The sequence below is a fragment of the Pseudomonas palmensis genome (assembly GCF_049942755.1).
GTDB lineage: Bacteria > Pseudomonadota > Gammaproteobacteria > Pseudomonadales > Pseudomonadaceae > Aquipseudomonas > Aquipseudomonas palmensis.
Genome location: NZ_CP187958.1, coordinates 3,434,199 through 3,449,794, shown reverse-complemented (window position 1 = coordinate 3,449,794; position 15,596 = coordinate 3,434,199). Strand labels below are relative to the sequence as shown.

Sequence of the window (15,596 nt, the reverse complement as noted above, 5' to 3'; positions counted from 1 at the left end):
ACCGCCCCCAAAGACCTTGGTAAAACCCACCGCTGCTCCGAAACATCACAAGGATCGGTCCATGTTTCTCTCCCGCTGGCTCCCCGGCCTCGCCAACCTGCTGCGTTACCGTGCCGAATGGTTTCGCCCTGACCTCCAGGCAGGCCTGTCGGTTGCCGCCATCCAGATCCCCATCGCCATCGCTTACGCGCAAATCGTCGGCCTGCCGCCGCAGGTCGGGCTGTACGCGTGCATCCTGCCCATGATGGTGTACGCCCTGGTGGGCAGCTCGCGCCAGTTGATGGTCGGGCCCGACGCTGCCACCTGCGCCATGGTCGCCGGTGCCGTGGCGCCGCTGGCCATGGGCGACCCGGCGCGCGTGGCACAGTTGTCGGTGATCGTCACGGTGCTGGTGGGGCTGATGCTGATCGCCGCAGGCCTGGCACGGGCCGGCTTCATTGCCAGTTTCTTCTCCCGACCGATTCTGATCGGCTACCTCAACGGTATCGGCCTGAGCCTGCTGGCCGGCCAGCTGGGCAAGGTGCTGGGGTTCAAGATCGAGGGCAACGGCTTCGTGCTCAGCCTGATCAACCTGCTCGAACGCCTGAACGAAATCCATTGGCTGACGCTGTTCATCGGCCTGGCCGGCCTGGCTCTGCTGATCTGGCTGCCCCGGCGCTACCCCAAGCTGCCGGCAGCGCTGGTGACCGTGGCCATCGCCACCCTGGTGGCCGGCCTGTTCGGCCTGGACCGCTTCGGCGTGGCAGTCCTCGGTCACGTGCCCTCGGGCATGCCCACCCTCGCCTGGCCGCAGACCAACCTCGAAGAGATGAAAAGCCTGCTGCGTGACGCCCTGGGTATCGCTACGGTCAGTTTCTGCAGCGCCATGCTGACCGCACGCAGCTTTGCCGCACGCCATGGCTATGCGATCAACGCCAACCATGAATTCCTCGCCCTGGGCGTGTCGAACCTGGCCGCCGGCGCCTCGCAGGGGTTTGCCATCAGCGGCGCCGACTCGCGTACCGCAGTCAACGACATGGTGGGTGGCAAGAGCCAGCTGGTGGGCATCATCGCGGCGCTGGTGATCGCGCTGTGCCTGCTGCTGTTCACCGTGCCCATGGCGTGGATCCCGCAGGCAGCCTTGGGCGCCGTGCTGCTGATGGCCGGCTGGGGCCTGATCGACGTCAAGTCGCTGAGCAAGATCTACACCCTCAGCCGCTTCGAGTTCTGGCTGTGCATCCTGACCACGGTCGGCGTGCTGGGCGTGGGCGTGCTGCCGGGCATCATCATCGCGGTGACCCTGGCGATCCTGCGCCTGCTCTACACCATCTACCAGCCCACCGATGCAGTGCTGGGCTGGGCGCCCGGCATCGAGGGCCAGGTGGACATCCGCCGCCACAAGGACGCGCGCACGGTGCCAGGGCTGGTGGTGTACCGCTTCGACGACGCGATCCTGTTCTTCAACGCCGACTACTTCAAGATGCGCCTGCTCGACGCGGTGCAGAAGGAGGTGGAAGCCCGCGCCGTGCTGTTCGACGCCGAGGCGGTCAGCTCGATCGACGTGAGCGGCATCGCGGCGCTGCGCGAAGTGCGTGAAACCCTGATGGCCCAGGGCATCGTGATGGGCATCGCCCGGGCCCGCGGCAGCTTCCTGCGGATGCTGGTGCGCTCGGGGCTGGCGCGGGAGATGGGCAGCGAGCTGCTGTACGGCTCGGTGCGGGCAGGCATTCGCGCCTACCGACTGTGGCGCAACAAGGTCAGGCGCGAGGCGGCTGTCGCGCAGTAAACCTTTCGCCGGCAAGGCCAGCTCCTGGCGATGTTGCAGGAGCCCGCCTTGCCGGCGAAGCGGCAGGGTCAACGCGGCTCACAGGCCTGCGGCGTCCCCTGCCCGCTACCGATCAGGGCGATCAACCCACACGGCAATGACCCACGCCATTGCAGGTAGTCATGCCCGGCCGGGTATTCCACCTGCACCACCGGATACCCCTTGGCCTGCAGCACGTCGCGCAACTGGCGATTGGTGTCGAGAATCTTCGGCCCCTCGAACAACCCCGACTGCAGGTAGAAGCGCAGCGGCGCACGCGGTGCACGCACGTACTCGCGGGTCAGCCAACCAGGCTCCACGCCTTCCGGCGCCCACCAGTACGACCCCGACAGGCTCAGCACATTGCCGAACAGCTCCGGATGCTGCAGCCCCAGGTAGGCCGAGGCCAGCCCGCCGTAGCTGGAACCTGCCACCACCGTGCGGTCGGCCGGGGCCGACAGCCCGCGCGCCTTCGCCCAGGGCATCAGTTCCTCGGCCATGAACCGCGCAAACTGCGGGTTGGGTGGCAGCTCGACCTGGCGCGACAGGTCGGTCGGGTTGGCGATGATCAGCGCAGCAGTGGGGCCGATCACGCCATCGGCGAGCAGGTTGTCAAGCAGCGTCGGGGTAGGCACCTGCCGGGTGTAGGCATGCGCATCGAACAGCACCAGCAGCCCCTGCCCCGCCGCCCCCGGCGTCCAGCCCGGCGGGCGGTACAGGTACACGTCACGCTGGTTGCCCAGCACCTTGCTGGTCAGCACCTGGCGCTCCAGCGTGCCCCGGGCTACCCCGGGGCGCTGCGCCACCCAGGGCTGCGCCGGCGCGTCGGCAAGCTCCAGGCGCGAGCGCGACAGCCAGCGATCGCCACTGCCATCGGCAAAGCCGTTGGGGTTGAGCGGGTCTTGCCGGGAGCTGGCCAGAATCACCCGGCGGTCAGTGGAGGGCGGTACGTCCGGTGCCATCTGGTAGCTCATCCGGGTGCTGGAAGGCACCACGTAGCTGCGAAACCACACATCGCTGTCGCCCAGGCGCTGCAGCTCATCATGGTTGCCCGACGGCGCACCGAACACCCGAACGTTGTGCCGGGCACCTCGCCACAGGAAGGTCACCAGCGATTGCCCGGGCTGCTCTGCCAGCGCTTCGACCAGGGGCGTACCCTGCTGCTCGCGGGCCTTCCAGAAGGCCTGGGTATCGCCCCCCTTGGCCACATGCGCCGCCAGCTCGCGCATCACCGGGCTTTGCAGGCGCGTCTGCTGGGCCTGCTGCTCGGCCACGCTGGTGACACCGGTCAGCTTGAGCGAATAGGCAGCCTGCGGGCGGGTGGCGATGGCTTCTGCGCGCACGCCATACAGGCCGTCGTGGGGGGCGATGAACATGAAGTCGCGCACCATGTCCAGCCCGTCCACCAGCAACCGCACCGGCTGGCCGTCGGCATCGAGCAGGCGCACGCTGACGTCGCCCTCCACGCGCCCCTGCACGAAGTCACCGGCCTTGAGCGGCACGGTCCATACCGGCTGCCGGCCCTGGCCGATGGCGCCGCTGACGCTGTGCCCGGGCACCAGCGAGGCCGCCATTGCGGCGCCTCCGGTCAGGCTGGCCAGCGCAAGGCCGGCGCAAAATGTCTTGAGTCGTTGCATGTACACCTCAGAAGTCGATGCTGGCCGAAAGTTTCAGCGTGCGCGGCTCGCTGACCGTGGCGTAGCCGTCGTTGAACACACCGGCCCAGTAGGCACGGTTCTCGACGTTCTCCAGGCTGGCGCGCAGCACCACGTCCTTGCTCAGGATGCGCGTGCTGTAGCGACCGCCCAGGTCATAACGGGTCCACTGCGGAATCTTCAGTTCGTTGGCCGAATCCAGGTACTGCGAGCTGCTGTGGATGGCCAGCGCGGTCAGGGTCAGGCCCTCGACCCAGGGCGTGTCCCACTCGCCGCCCAGGTTGGCCGACCACTGCGGCACCCCGCGCGCGGCGTTGCCATCGAGCTTGCCGCCAGCGGTCTTGGTCAGCTCGGCACGGGTATAGGTCACCCCACCCAGCAGGCGTACGCTCGGCGTCAGCGAACCGAACAGGTTCCACTCCACCCCGCGATTGCGCTGCTGACCATCGTCGGTGTAACGGTTGCTGGCGGTGTCGAGCATCATGCTCGGCTTCTCGATCTGGAACACGCTGACGGTGTGGGTGAAGTCGCCCAGGTCCCACTTGACCCCGGCTTCCACCTGCTTGGACTTGTACGGGGCGAACTGCTCGCCATAGTTGGCAGCCGACAGGTCGCTGACCATGCCGCCCTGGGTCAGGCCCTCGATGTAGTTGGCGTACAGCGAGACATCCGCCTCCCACGGCCTGAGCACCACGCCCAGTGCCGGGGTCAGCGCATGCTCGTCATACGAAGGCGAACTCATCTTCTGGCGCACCCGCTGCGAGCGCACGCCCAGGGTCAGCAACAGCTTGTCGTCGACGAAGCCCAGGGTATCGGCCACGGCAAAGCTCGACAGAGTGTTGTCGCCGGTCTTGTCGCTGGAGCCGATGTTGCCGGCAATGATCGGTTTGCCGGGGTGATAGATGTTGGTCGTGTACTTTGCCCCGGTTACGGTGGCGGCGCGACCGATGTCCTGGTGCAGCAAGGTGGTGCTGAGCACCAGCTGGTGGGTCACCGGACCGGTACTGAAGTTGCCGCGCACACCCGCTTCGGTGGACAGGCTATGGGTATAGCCGCCCTGGTTGTAGGTTTCGGCGGTGGCGTCGCCGTTGCCGGAGGTGATGATCGAGCGCGTGCCGTTGAGGAAGCCCTTGTAGCGGGTACGCGCACCGCCGACGCTGGCGTAGGCCGTCCAGTCGTCCGACAGCTCGTATTCGCCGCGCAGGATCACCGCCTTGCTGATCTGCTTGGCCGAAATACCGTCGAGGATGTTGGAATCCGGCTTGGGCGCCTTGGTCACGTAGCCCAGTTTGCTGAAGCCGGCCATCATCGGGCTGCCGTTCTGCATCTTTTCGTGGCTTTCGTAGGCATCGAGTTCCAGCTTCCAGCCATCGCCACGGTAGTCCATGCCCAGGGACGCCAGGGTGCGGTCCTTGGACTGGTCGTCGACCCCGGTGTCACCGCTGCCGTACACGCCGTTGAAGCGGATGCCCAGGCGGTTCTCCTCGCCCAGGCGCCGGCTCAGGTCCAGGTGCTCGGCCCAGTAGCCGTCGGATACGTAGCTGGTGGTCAGGCGCGTCAGTGGCGCATCCCCGGCCCGCTTGGGCACCAGGTTGATCACCCCGCCCACACCGCCGTTGGGGGCCATGCCGGTGAGCAGTGCGCCAGGGCCCTTGAGCACCTCGACGCGCTCCAGGAACTCGGTGGGCACATGCCCATCGGGCGCCAGGCCATACAGACCGTTGACCGCAAGCTCGGTGGAGTCGATGGAGTAGCCGCGGATCATGAAGTTTTCGTAAGTGTGGCCTTCACCGGTGCTGAAGCGCACCGACGGGTCGTTGCGCAGAACCGCGCCCACCGTGCCGCTCTGCTGGTTTTCCATGTGCTGGGCGGTGTAGGCGGTGATGTTGAAAGGGGTTTCCATGATGTCGCGATTGCCCAGCATGCCCACCTTCGCACCGCGTGCCACCTGGCCACCGCTGTAGAGCTCGGGCGGGTTGCTGCTGTTGCCCACCTGCGCATTGACCGTGGTGGCACCCAGGGTCAGCGCGCCGTCGCTCTCGGGGCGACGCAGGATGATCACGCCGTTTTCTTCGCTGGCCACCAGGCCGCTGTTGTCCAGCAGGCGTTGCAGCGCCTGTTGCAGGGTGAAGCGGCCCTGCAGCGCCGGGGCATCGCGCCCGGCCAGCCACTGGCTGTCGGCGGCAATCGCCACCCCCGCCTCGCGGGACAGCGCCTGCACCGCGCTATCCAGCGGCTGGCTGGGCAGGTCGAGCGCCAGCACGCGGGTGCCTGCGCTCAGCTCGGCCGACACGGCCGACAGGCTGGCCGCGCCAAGAGCACAGGCCAGCACCAGGTGGCGAAGGGTGCTGGGGATAACCGAAGAAGGCGACGAACGCGTGGTCCGGGCGAGGAAAAACGACATGATCTGTCCTTTGAGCTAGGGAGTTGCCAGGAAGACGCGCTAGCTGGCCACTACCCCTCAAAAAAATTTCAACGTAGCTGCAGCCAGGTGTACTCACCCTTCTGCATCAGGCTCAGCGGCAGCACCCTGGGCAAGGCGTTCAGCAATATGTCGGGGCGGTCGCTGGGGAAGCTGCCGGTCAGGCGCAGCCCGGCTGCTCCCTCGCCAAGCCGCACCTGACGGTTGCTGTAGGCATTGAATTCGTCGATCACCTCGGCCAGCGGTGCATCGGTGAACGACCACCAGCCTTGGCGCCAGTGCTCGGCGTTCGGGGCCGCCTGCGGGTGATGCTCCACCGGCCCCGGCACACCGGGTTCGCCCAGGCGCACCCGGTCGCCGGCCAGCAGTTCGCGGGTCTCGCCATCCAGGCCGCGCACCTTCACATGACCGCGGGTCACCGCCACCTGGATATCGCCGCCACGGTCGCTGACGCTGAAGGCGGTGCCCAGCACCTGCACCTGCCCCAGCCGGGTGCTGACCAGGAAGCTGCGCAGGCGCTCGTGGGCCACGTCGAAAAACACATTGCCGTGGGCCAGCATGACCTCGCGCTGGCCGTTGCTGTACTTCACCTGCACGTTGCTTTCGGCCGCCAGCACCATCTGGCTGCCGTCGGGCAGCAGTACATTGCGTGCGGGCGCTGCATGTTCGGTCAGCAGCATCTGGTCGAACTGTGGCCGGCGCTGCCACAGCCAACCCAGCCATGCACTGCACCCGACCACCGCCAGCAGGCCGGCACCCTGGCGCAGCAGGCGACGCCGGCCGAGGTTGACCGGCTCGGGGGCCAGCGAGCCGCGCAACTGCGGGGTCAGCCGATGGATCATCTGCCAACGCTGCTCGGCCTCCAGCCAGGCACGCTCATGCTCGCTGCTTTTGTTGCGCCAGCGCTGCAACTGCCCGCTCACCTCGCGCACACGGGAGGGGTCGTCACTGTGCAGCCCCGCCAGGTAGCCCAGCGCTTGCTGTATCTTGCGTGGCGAAACCGGCCGCGCCTCAGACATGACGGCAGGCCTGGCTCAGTTCGGACAGGTCGAACACCGCGCGGCCGATGTGCAGCTCCACGGCCTTGGCCGACAGCTGCAGCTCGTCACACACCTGGCGATGGCTCTGGCCATGCAGGCGCACGCGCACGAACACCTCGCGGCGCAGGCGCGGCATGCGCTCGATACGCGCAATCAGTTGCTGCAACTGCTCGCGGGCAATCAGGATCTCTTCCACGCTGGGGGTGAGCCCGTCGGCCCGTGTCAGCCAGTCCTCCAGCGCCGCCAGCTCGCGACTGCGCCGGCGAAACTGGTCGATGCACAGGTTGCGCGCCGCCTGGAACAGCAGCGCACGGGCATTGATCACCGGGGCATTGAGGGCATGCGCGTAGGCCTGGGCAAAGCTCGACTGGGCAATATCGGCCGCATCATCGGGGTTGCGCAGTCGGCTGCCGAGGTAGCGACGCAGGTCGGTGTAGTGCGCGAGCAGCTCGTCGGCGACAGCCGCAAACGACGGCGCGCCGGCCGTCCAGGGGGTTGAAAGCGAGGTCATGGGCGTCCGACGCGTGATAAGGCAGACAAAACATTAATGGGAATTCGTATCATTCTCACACACTCCCTCTGCCTTCGGCCAGCCCTCAGTACCCGGTGGCAGACACCGCAGGTTCCGGAGCGCTGATGACAACGCGCCGGCGTGCTACAGTCGCGCCCTGCCAACGTGCAACAAATCCCTACGAGATCCACATGCCCCTCGCCGACGTCGACGCAACCCTGGCGGCCTGGCCGCACCTCAATACCGCCCACCCGTGCACCAGCCTGCTGCTGGGGAACGGTGCCAGCCGCGCAATCTGGCGCCCGTTCGCCTACTTTTCGTTGTTCGAGCTGGCCCAGCGCGTGCGCCACAAGCCCCTCGGCCTCACCGACCAGGCACTGTTCAAATCGATGAACAGCGAGCTGTTCGCGCCGGTGCTCAGTGCCCTGAACACCACCGTGCAGGTCAATGCCGCGCTGGCGATCAGTTCGTCGGCACCGCTCAACCGCTACTACGCGATCAAGGAAGCGCTGATCCACGCCGTGCGCAGCGTGCACATTCCCTGGAAGCTGCTGCCCACTGCCCACCTGGCCGCGATCAACGCCGAGCTGCGCACCTACCAGCGCGTGTTTTCCAGCAACTACGACCTGCTCTGTCACTGGGCCGTGAACCAGGCGCCGCACGGCTTTGCCGAGCTGTTCGACGAGGAAGGCGATTTCGACGTCAGCCGGGCTCAGGGGCCGGGCACGCGGATGCACTACCTGTATGGCGGCCTGCACCTGCTGCGCACCCAGCACGGCACCACGCGCCAGCGGGCGGCCAGCGGCAGCCAGTTGCTCGACGGCTTTGCCATCAACACCCCGGGCGATGTGCCGCTGTTCGTGAATGAAGACAGCAGTGACAACAAGCTGCGGGCGATTCGCGGGTCCGATTACCTGACCTGGTGCTACGCCGCGCTGGCGACGCAGCGCGAGGGGCTGTGCGTGTTCGGGCATCACCTGGACCGTGCCGACCGGCACCTGGTGGAGGCGATCAGGCAGGCGCAGCCGACACACCTGGCCATTTCGATCCTGCCGGTGAACGAGGCGGCCATCGTGAGCCAGAAGCAGCATTACGCGCGGGTGTTCGAAGCGTGCCCGGGCATCGAACTGCATTTTTTCGATGCCACCACGCACCCGCTGGGCGCGCTGGCGAATGTGCCCGCGCCGCCGCCCAAGGCAGTGGGGCGGCGTCGGCGCTAGGCCGGCCCCCACAGGAGGGCGCGAAGCCTGTAGGAGCCGGCCTTGCCGGCGAAAAGGCCGGCGCGACGCCCAACTGTACGGACACCTTTGTTGCCAACTGTAACCAGATTCCCTACCCCACCTGTGGCTCAATGAGCGGCCCCTCCAGCCCTCAGGCGCGCTCATGTCTACCCGCGAAAACACCGGCCTGGCCCTCGGCCTGCTCGGCGTCATCATCTTCAGCCTGACCCTGCCCATGACCCGCATCGTGGTGCAGGAGATGCACCCGCTGCTCAACGGCCTGGGCCGGGCCCTGGTGGCCGCGATCCCGGCAGCGGCGCTGTTGCTGTGGCGTCGTGAAAAGTGGCCCACCTGGCAGCAGGTCAAGGGCCTGAGCCTGGTGGCGCTGGGGGTGATTCTCGGTTTCCCGGTGCTGTCGGCCTGGGCCATGCAGAGCGTGCCGGCCTCCCACGGCGCACTGGTCAACGGCCTGCAACCCTTGTGCGTGGTGGTGTATGCGGCGTGGCTGTCCCACGAGCGACCTTCCACGGCGTTCTGGGCATGGGCGGCGCTGGGCAGCGCACTGGTGGTGGCCTACGCGATGATCATGGGCGCCGGACACATCCAGGCCGGTGACCTGCTGATGCTGGCGGCGATTGCGGTGGGCGGGCTGGGCTATGCCGAAGGCGGCCGCCTGGCGCGGGAGATGGGCGGTTGGCAGGTGATCTGCTGGGCGCTGGTGCTGTCCAGCCCGCTGCTGCTGGGGCCGGTGGTGTACCTGGCGCTGCAGCATGAAGGCGCGATCAGCCCGCGGGCCTGGTGGGCGTTCGGCTATGTGTCGCTGTTTTCGCAGTTCATCGGCTTTTTTGCCTGGTACGCCGGGCTGGCGCTGGGCGGAATCTCACGGGTGAGCCAGGTGCAGCTGCTGCAGATCTTCTTCACCATCGCGCTGTCGGCGCTGTTCTTTGGCGAGCAGGTGGCGCCGATCACCTGGGTGTTTGCCGGCGGGGTGATTCTGACGGTGGTGCTGGGGCGCAAGGCGCGGGTGCATCCGGCACCGGTCAAGGTCTGAGGTGCCGCCATCGCGGGTCAAGCCCGCTCCCACAGGTAAGGGTGATCCTTGTGGGAGCGGGCTTGACCCGCGATGACGGTGGTGAGGTTCAGACAGGAATCAAGCCATCGGCCCGCAGCAGCGTCTCCAGACAATGCTCCTTGACCCCATAGAACGCCTTGAGCGCCTGGATCTTCTCCAGCAACGCCTGCGCCGCCACCGGCTCGCGCCGCCGGGTGGCCAGGATCATCTTGTTCTTGTTGGTGTGCTCCAGCGAGATGAACTCGAACACCTTGGTCTCGTAGCCACAGGCCTCCAGGTACAACGCACGCAGGCTGTCGGTGAGCATCTCGGCCTGCTGCCCCAGGTGCAGGCCGTACTGCAGCATCGGCTTGAGCAACCCCGGGCAGTGCATCTGCGGGCGAATCTGCTTGTGGCAGCACGGCGAGCACATGATGATCGCCGCGCCACAGCGAATACCGGTATGAATCGCGTAGTCGGTGGCAATGTCACAGGCATGCAGGGCGATCATCACCTCGATGGCGCTGGGCACCACGCTGCGCACATCGCCACACTCGAACTTCAGCCCCGGATGCTCCAGGCGTGCGGCGGCGGCATTGCACAGCTCGACCATGTCCGGGCGCAACTCCACGCCCGTCACCTGCGCCTCGCGCTGCAGGGTGTTGCGCAGGTAGTCGTGGATCGCGAAGGTCAGGTAGCCCTTGCCCGAGCCGAAGTCCGCCACACGCACCGGCTGATCTGCCGCCAGTGGCGCGCTGCTCAGCGCATGGGAGAACACCTCGATGAACTTGTTGATCTGCTTCCATTTGCGCGACATCGCCGGAATCAGCGCCTGCTGCTTGTCGGTCACGCCCAGGTCGTGCAGAAACGGCCGGCTCAGCTCCAGGTAGCGCTTCTTCTCGCGATCATGCTCGCCGGTCACCACCTCGCGCGCCTGCTGCACGGCGTTGCGATGCAGCATCGGCTTGCCCTTCTTGGTGAACTCCAGCTGCACCTCGTCGTTCAGGCTGAGCAGGTGCGCGTTGCGAAACGAAGCCGGCAACAGTTCACCGATCAACGTCAGCGCCTCGTCCAGCGCCAGGTTGCGGGTGATGTCGCGGGTCTTGTAGCGGTACACGAACGACAGGCTGGCCTGCCCCTTGATCGTCAGCGGCTTGGCCGTTACCCGCTGCAGGTCGACCTCGGCGCCGACATGGCGCGCCAGCACCAGTTTGATGAAGGTGTGCTGGTGCAGGCTGGTGGCGAGCAGCGCCAGAAACTGCGCACGCGCATCCGGCGCGGCCTGGACGGTGGGGGTTGCGGACATGGGGAGTGGGTGCCTCGGGTTGCGGGGGGCGCCCGCAGGCGCGCAATGGCGCGCATTTTACGTGGATGACCGCCCCAGGCACAGCATTTGTCGATCAGCGCGCATGCCTCAGCCCAGCAGCACCAGCCGGTTGGGCAGCTCGTTGCGCGCCTGGGTCACCGGCACATGGGCCGCCAGCAGCTCGCCACAGGCCTCGATGCAGGTGACAAAGCCCTGCAGGGTCTGGCCCTGCTGCACCTGGGCGGTGAAGGTGCGCACGATGGCGTCCCAGGCCTGGTTGTCGAGGCGACTGGAGATGCCCTCGTCCACCAGGATCTCCACATACCGCTCGGCCTCGCTGACGAAGATCAGCACCCCGGTGCGGCCCACGGTGTGATGCAGGTTCTGCTCCAGAAACTGGCGCCGCGCCAGGTTCGACGCACGCCAGTGGCGCACCCTGCGCGGCACCAGCCAACTGGTCAGGCGCGGCAGGCGGAACACCAGGCACAGCACGATGAAGGTCAGCCACTGCGCCAGCAGCAGGCCATGCACGCTCAGCCAGCCGCTCAGGTAATAGAGGACGCCCGGCACCACCAGCGCCAGCAGGCTGGCCCACAGCAACGGGATATAGGCATAGTCGTCGGCACGCGCCGCCAGCACCGTCACCAGCTCGGCATCGGTACGCTGTTCTACCTGGGCGATGGCCTGGGCCACCTGACGCTGTTCGTATTCACTGAGCAATGCCATGTACGTGTGTGTCTCTTGTCGTGTAGTTACCAGCCGCCGGAGGACCCGCCCCCGCCGAAACTGCCGCCGCCGCCACTGAAGCCACCGCCGCCACCGCCCAGGCCGCCCCCGAAACCGCCCCCGAAACCGCCGCCAAGACCACCGCCAAAGCCCCCGCGCCCACCGCGGCCACCCCCTCCAAGGCCCTGCAGGGCGAACACGATGATGATCATCAGGATGAACAGGCCCACCGCCCAGACCGGCGCACCTTGCTGCTGCGCCTCGTCTGCCAGAGGTCGCGCCGGCTCGTCCAGCGGTGCGCCGCCCAGCACCTGAAGGATGGCCGCCGTGCCAAGCACGATGCCCTGGCTGAAGTCGCCACGGCGAAACGCCGGGGTGATCACGCTGTTGATGATGACCGAGGCCTGGGCATCGGTCAGGCGGCCCTCCAGGCCATAGCCGACTTCGATGCGCAGCTTGCGCTCCTGGGGGGCGACGATCAACAGCGCACCGTTGTCCTTGCCTTGCTGGCCGATGCCCCAGTGGCGCCCCAGCTGGTAGCCATAGTCCTCGATGGCCTGCCCCTGCAGGCTGGCCAGGGTCACCACCACGACCTGCTCGCCGGTGGCCTGCTCGTGGGCCTTGAGCATCTGCTCAAGCTGGCTGCGGGTGGCGCCGTCGAGCAGCTCGGCCTGGTCCACCACCCGTGCACTGAGCGCCGGGAACTGGGGCGCGGCCCACAGCCAGCCGCTCGCCGCCAGCAGCACCAGCAGCAGCGCCGCCTTGAGCACACGCATCAGAATTTCACTTCAGGCGCTTTGTCGGCATCGGCGCTGGTGGCCTCGAAGTTCTCGCGCAGCGGCATGTCGCTGTACATCACGCTGTGCCACAGGCGCCCGGGGAAGGTACGGATCTCGGTGTTGTAGCGCTGCACGGCGGCGATGAAGTCCTTGCGCGCCACCGCGATACGGTTTTCCGTACCCTCGAGCTGGGACTGCAGGGCCAGGAAGTTCTGGTTCGACTTCAGGTCCGGGTAACGCTCCGAGACCACCATCAGGCGCCCCAGCGCACCGCCCAGCTGGGCCTGTGCGGCCTGGAACTGGCGCAGTTTTTCAGGATCGTCCAGGGTGCTGGCATCGACCTTGATCGAGGTGGCCTTGGCCCGCGCTTCGATGACCGCGGTCAAGGTGGCCTGCTCCTGCCTGGCGTAGCCTTTGACCGTTTCGACCAGGTTGGGAATCAGGTCGGCACGGCGCTGGTACTGGTTCTGCACCTGGCCCCAGGCCGCCTTGACCTGTTCGTCGTATTGGGGAATGTTGTTGATGCCGCAACCGGCCAGCAGGCTGGCCAGTGCCAGCACCAGCCACAACCGTGCTCTGTTCGATACCTGCATTGTCGCTACGCTCCGTGAGTGCTCGAAATGCGCCGGACTTGAGGCATAATCCGACGCCGCCGCTGGATCGTAATGGCCCAATCGGCTAAAAGATGCCCCAGCAAACTACAACAATAGCCGCTTCCCCAACTTCGGCTTGCCAGTCTGCACCGTGACGACTGCCGCAGCCTTGAGAACAGAATTCATGAACAAGCTGTGTTTGCTGGGCCTGCTCGTCAGCCTGGCCAGCCAGTCGGCCTTCGCTGACTCGCCTGCCGCCGCGCCATTGCAAGACAAACAGGCGTTCATCGCCAACCTGCTCAAGCAGATGAGCGTCGAGGAAAAGATCGGCCAGTTGCGCCTGATCAGCATCGGCCCGGAAATGCCGCGCGAGAAAATCCGCGAGGAAATCGCCGCCGGGCGCATCGGCGGTACCTTCAACTCGATCACCCGTGACGAGAACCGGCCCATGCAGGACGCCGCCATGCGCGGGCGCCTGAAGATCCCGATGTTCTTCGCCTATGACGTGATCCACGGCCACCGCACCATCTTCCCGATCAGCCTGGGCCTGGCCGCCAGCTGGGACATGCAGGCCATCGCCCAGGTCGGCCGTACCTCGGCCCTGGAAGCGGCCGCCGACGGCATCGACATGACCTTCGCGCCCATGGTCGACATTGCCCGCGACCCGCGCTGGGGCCGTACCAGCGAAGGCTTTGGCGAAGACACCTACCTGGTGTCGCGTATCTCCAGGGTGATGGTCGAATCGTTCCAGGGCCGCAGCCCGGCCAACGCCGACAGCATCATGGCCAGCGTCAAGCACTTTGCCCTGTACGGCGCGGTGGAAGGCGGGCGCGACTACAACACGGTCGATATGAGCCCCACGCGCATGTACAACGAGTACCTGCCGCCCTACCGCGCCGCCATCGATGCCGGTGCCGGCGGCGTGATGGTGGCGCTGAACTCGATCAACGGTGTGCCCGCCACCTCCAACACCTGGCTGATGAACGACCTGCTGCGCCGCGACTGGGGCTTCAAGGGCGTGACCGTCAGCGACCATGGGGCGATCACCGAGCTGGTGCGCCACGGCGTGGCCGCCGATGGCAAGCAGGCGGCGCAGCTGGCGATCAAGGCCGGCATCGACATGAGCATGAACGACACGCTGTATGGCCAGGAACTGCCGGGGCTGCTCAAGTCCGGCGCGGTCAGCCCGGCCGAGCTGGACAACGCGGTGCGCGAGATTCTCGGCGCCAAGTACGACATGGGCCTGTTCGCCGACCCGTACCGGCGCATCGGCCAGGCCAAGGACGACCCGGCCGACACCTATGCCGACAGCCGCCTGCACCGCGACATCGCACGGGACGTGGCGCGTCGCAGCCTGGTGCTGCTGGAGAACCGCCAGCAGACCCTGCCGCTGAAAAAGTCCGGCACCATCGCCCTGGTCGGCCCGCTGGCCGATGCCCCGATCGACATGATGGGCAGCTGGGCCGCCGCCGGTCGCCCGCACCAGTCGGTGACCGTGCGCGAGGGCCTGCGCCGTGCCCTGGGCGACAAGGCCAGGGTGCTCTACGCCAAAGGCTCGAACGTGACCGGCGACAAGGCCGTGCTCGACTACCTCAACTTCCTCAACTTCGACGCCCCGGAAATCGTCGATGACCCGCGCCCGGCTGCCGTGCTGATCGACGAAGCGGTCAAGGCCGCCAGGCAGTCGGACGTGGTGGTGGCCGTGGTCGGCGAATCGCGGGGCATGTCCCACGAATCGTCCAGCCGCACCACCCTGGAGATCCCGGCGGTGCAGCGCGAGCTGATCAAGGCCCTCAAGGCCACCGGCAAACCGCTGGTGCTGGTGCTGATGAACGGTCGCCCGCTGTCGCTGGCGTGGGAGCGCGAGCAGGCCGACGCCATCCTGGAAACCTGGTTCAGCGGCACCGAGGGCGGCAACGCCATCGCCGACGTGCTGCTGGGCGACTACAACCCCTCGGGCAAGCTGGCCATCACCTTCCCGCGCTCGGTGGGGCAGATCCCGATGTACTACAACCACCTGCGCATCGGCCGCCCGTTCACCCCCGGCAAGCCCGGCAACTACACCTCGCAGTACTTCGAGGAGCCCAACGGCCCGCTGTACCCCTTCGGCTACGGCCTGAGCTACAGCACCTTCAGTGTGTCGGCGCCGAGCCTGTCGAGCACCACACTGAAACAGGGCCAGAGCCTGGAGGTCAGCGTGCGCGTGAAGAACACCGGCCAGCGTGACGGCGAAACCGTGGTGCAACTGTACCTGCAGGATGTGGCCGCCTCGATGAGCCGCCCGGTCAAGGAACTGAAGAACTTCCAGAAGCTCATGCTCAAGGCCGGCGAGGAGCGCACCCTGCACTTCACCGTGCAGCCGGACGACCTGAAGTTCTACAACAGCCAGTTGCAGTGGGTTGCCGAACCTGGCGAGTTCAACGTCCAGGTCGGCCTGGACTCCGAAACCGTGCAACAGCAACGCTTCGAGCTGCTGTAAGTCGCTGTGACGTTCACGGGGAAGTGCCTGG

At 66.8% G+C, this 15,596-nt stretch carries 12 protein-coding genes; 4 read left to right on the top strand and 8 right to left on the bottom strand.

The features are described 5' to 3' along the window. The first annotated feature begins 61 nt into the window (after positions 1 to 61). Positions 62 to 1,765 (top strand): SulP family inorganic anion transporter, encoded by a 1,704-nt coding sequence (locus tag ACPRTJ_RS15955; RefSeq protein ID WP_043860081.1) that lies wholly within the window; start codon positions 62 to 64, stop codon positions 1,763 to 1,765. Between the two features lie 68 nt (positions 1,766 to 1,833). On the opposite strand, the gene ACPRTJ_RS15950 is transcribed toward ACPRTJ_RS15955, so the two are convergent. From ACPRTJ_RS15950 to ACPRTJ_RS15935, 4 genes are all read right to left on the bottom strand, one after another. Further along, positions 1,834 to 3,420: an alpha/beta hydrolase-fold protein gene (locus ACPRTJ_RS15950; protein WP_426427108.1), complete on the bottom strand. Its 1,587-nt coding sequence runs from the start codon at positions 3,418 to 3,420 to the stop codon at positions 1,834 to 1,836. A 7-nt stretch (positions 3,421 to 3,427) separates the two neighbouring features. Beyond that, entirely contained in the window at positions 3,428 to 5,842 is a 2,415-nt protein-coding gene (locus tag ACPRTJ_RS15945) for a TonB-dependent receptor (RefSeq protein ID WP_054914783.1), read from the bottom strand. A 68-nt stretch (positions 5,843 to 5,910) separates the two neighbouring features. Continuing rightward, positions 5,911 to 6,879 carry a FecR family protein gene (locus ACPRTJ_RS15940; protein ID WP_100633568.1) on the bottom strand — a complete coding sequence of 323 codons (969 nt, stop codon included), beginning with the start codon at positions 6,877 to 6,879 and terminating at the stop codon, positions 5,911 to 5,913. Beyond that, positions 6,872 to 7,411: an RNA polymerase sigma factor gene (locus ACPRTJ_RS15935; RefSeq protein ID WP_043859744.1), complete on the bottom strand. Its 540-nt coding sequence runs from the start codon at positions 7,409 to 7,411 to the stop codon at positions 6,872 to 6,874. The genes ACPRTJ_RS15940 and ACPRTJ_RS15935 overlap by 8 nt, the downstream gene beginning before the upstream one ends. Before the next feature lie 191 nt (positions 7,412 to 7,602). On the opposite strand from ACPRTJ_RS15935, the gene ACPRTJ_RS15930 reads away from it, so the two are divergent. Further along, positions 7,603 to 8,631: a DUF4917 family protein gene (locus ACPRTJ_RS15930; protein WP_426427107.1), complete on the top strand. Its 1,029-nt coding sequence runs from the start codon at positions 7,603 to 7,605 to the stop codon at positions 8,629 to 8,631. A 163-nt stretch (positions 8,632 to 8,794) separates the two neighbouring features. Next, a complete protein-coding gene (locus ACPRTJ_RS15925) occupies positions 8,795 to 9,682 on the top strand; it encodes a DMT family transporter (protein ID WP_043859746.1) in 888 nt (295 codons plus the stop codon). A gap of 88 nt (positions 9,683 to 9,770) precedes the next feature. Here the strand turns inward: ACPRTJ_RS15925 and ACPRTJ_RS15920 are convergent, their stop codons facing one another. From ACPRTJ_RS15920 to ACPRTJ_RS15905, 4 genes are all read right to left on the bottom strand, one after another. After that, positions 9,771 to 10,988 (bottom strand): class I SAM-dependent methyltransferase, encoded by a 1,218-nt coding sequence (locus ACPRTJ_RS15920; protein ID WP_426427106.1) that lies wholly within the window; start codon positions 10,986 to 10,988, stop codon positions 9,771 to 9,773. A 108-nt stretch (positions 10,989 to 11,096) separates the two neighbouring features. Continuing rightward, complete coding sequence (locus ACPRTJ_RS15915; RefSeq protein ID WP_043859748.1) at positions 11,097 to 11,714, bottom strand: TPM domain-containing protein; 618 nt, start codon at positions 11,712 to 11,714, stop codon at positions 11,097 to 11,099. A gap of 26 nt (positions 11,715 to 11,740) precedes the next feature. Further along, positions 11,741 to 12,490, bottom strand: coding sequence for a TPM domain-containing protein (locus tag ACPRTJ_RS15910; RefSeq protein WP_426427105.1), 750 nt, complete (start codon positions 12,488 to 12,490; stop codon positions 11,741 to 11,743). Further along, a complete protein-coding gene (locus tag ACPRTJ_RS15905) occupies positions 12,490 to 13,086 on the bottom strand; it encodes a LemA family protein (protein ID WP_426427104.1) in 597 nt (198 codons plus the stop codon). Before ACPRTJ_RS15905 ends, ACPRTJ_RS15910 begins: the two co-directional genes overlap by 1 nt. Before the next feature lie 184 nt (positions 13,087 to 13,270). On the opposite strand from ACPRTJ_RS15905, the gene bglX reads away from it, so the two are divergent. Continuing rightward, positions 13,271 to 15,565 (top strand): beta-glucosidase BglX, encoded by a 2,295-nt coding sequence (bglX, locus tag ACPRTJ_RS15900; RefSeq protein ID WP_088515508.1) that lies wholly within the window; start codon positions 13,271 to 13,273, stop codon positions 15,563 to 15,565. Positions 15,566 to 15,596 lie beyond the last annotated feature (31 nt).